The sequence below is a fragment of the Frankia sp. AiPa1 genome (genome assembly GCF_023243075.1).
Taxonomy (GTDB): Bacteria; Actinomycetota; Actinomycetes; order Frankiales; family Frankiaceae; genus Frankia.
Genome location: NZ_JALKFZ020000006.1, coordinates 1 through 1849 on the forward strand (window position 1 = coordinate 1; position 1849 = coordinate 1849).

Here is a 1849-nt window from a genome sequence, read left to right on the forward strand (position 1 = left end):
TTGTTGCGGCGCCGGGATGACACGTTGACGGACAGCGAGGCCGACCGGCTCGCCGACGCGTTGGGTGATCTGCCGTTGGCGATCGATCAGGCGGCGACCTGGCGGGTGGAGACGGGCATGCCCGTCGAGGAGTATCTGGAACTGCTGGGGACGAAGACCAGCGAGTTGTTCCGTGAGGACGAGCCGGCCGAGGCGAGCCAGCGTTCGGTGACCGCCGCGTGGAGTGTGTCCCTGGATCGGTTGGCCGGGCGGAATCCGGCTTCGCTGCGGCTGTTGCAGGTCTGCGCGTTCCTCGCGCCGGAGGGCATCTCGCGGGCGTTGTTCACCCGGGCTCGGGCCACGATGATCGTGCCCGAGCTTGATGAGGCGCTGCGCGATCCGGTGGCGCTGAGCCGGGCGGTGCGGGAGGTCACCCGCTACTCGCTGATCAGGCTGAACCATCGGACGAAGGCCTTCCAGATGCACCGGCTGGTCCAGAAGGTGCTGATCGACCGGATGACGCGGGGCGAGCGGGAGACCATGCGCCGTGGCGCGCAGGCGCTGCTGGCCGCCAGTGACCCCGCGGACGCCGCGGACCCGGAGAACTGGCCCCGGTACGCCGAGCTGTATCCGCATGTCCTGGCCTGCGACGCGGTCCACAGCGGCGACACCTGGGTTCGTGAGCTCTACCTCAACGAGGTGCGGTACCTCTACAACTGGGGTGACCACCGGGCCGCCCACGCCCTGGCCCTCGACGGCTACCGCACCTGGGCGCGGACCCTGGGCGCGGACGACGCGCAGACGCTGCTCGTGGCCGGCTGGCTCAGTTTCATCCTGTTCGTGATCGGGAGTTTTCGGGAGGCCGCCGACCTCAACGAGCAGCTGCTCGACGCCTGTACCCGGGTGTACGGCGAGGAACACGACGCGACGCTGGAGGCGTTGGGCGCGGTGGCCGCGGACCGCCGCGTGCAGGGCGCCTTCGACGACGCGCTGGTCCTGTCCCAGCAGGTGTACGACCGTCTCGTGCGCATCCTGGGGCCGGACGACCCGGCGACGCTGACCGCGGCCCACCACGTGTCGGTGACCTACCGTCTGCTGGGCCAGTTCGCCACCGCGTCGGAGCTGGCCCGGGAGACCCTGCAACGGCGGCAGACCCAGCTCGGCGCCGACGCGATCCCGACCCTGACCACCGCCAGCGGGATCAACACCGACCACCGTGAGCTCGGCGAGTACATCCTGGCCCGCCACCAGCAGGAAGAAGTCGTCACCAGGCTGCGGGTCGCGCTCGGCTCGACCCCGGACGTCGAGGACAACCCCCAGCTGCTACGCGCCCGGCGAAACCTCGCCGTCGCCCGACGCAAGGCCGGTGACCACACCGGCGCACTCGAGGTGTCCCACGACGTCCGCGAACGACTGATGGGACGGTACGGACCTGACTACCCGGACACGCTGGCCGCGTCCCTGTGCCTGTCCATGGACCTGCGCCAGACCGGCGACCTCGCCGCCGCCCGGGACCTGTGCGCCGACACCCTCGACCGGTACCGCACCGTCCTGGGCCCCACCCACCCCCACACCCTCGCCGCCGCCGTCAACCTCGGACTCACCCACCGGCTCGGCGGCGACGTCATCACCGCCTACCCCACCGACCTCGACGCCCTCACCCACCTACGGAACACACTCGGCGAGGACCACCCCGCCACCCTGATCGCACGAATCAACCTCGCCAGCGACCACTACGCCCTCGGCGACGCCGAACAAGCCCGCCACCTCGACACCGACGTCGTCGAACAAGCCATACGGCTCCTCGGCACCACCCACCCCATCACCCTCGCCGCCCAGACCAACCTCGCCATCGACCTCCGCCGACTCG

At 70.6% G+C, this 1849-nt stretch carries 1 protein-coding gene; it reads left to right on the plus strand.

What is annotated here, in order from left to right:
* Positions 1–24: 24 nt before the first annotated feature.
* On the plus strand, positions 25–1849 hold a 1825-nt coding region (fxsT, locus tag MXD95_RS03990), incomplete at its 3' end, for an FxSxx-COOH system tetratricopeptide repeat protein (protein ID WP_250639154.1).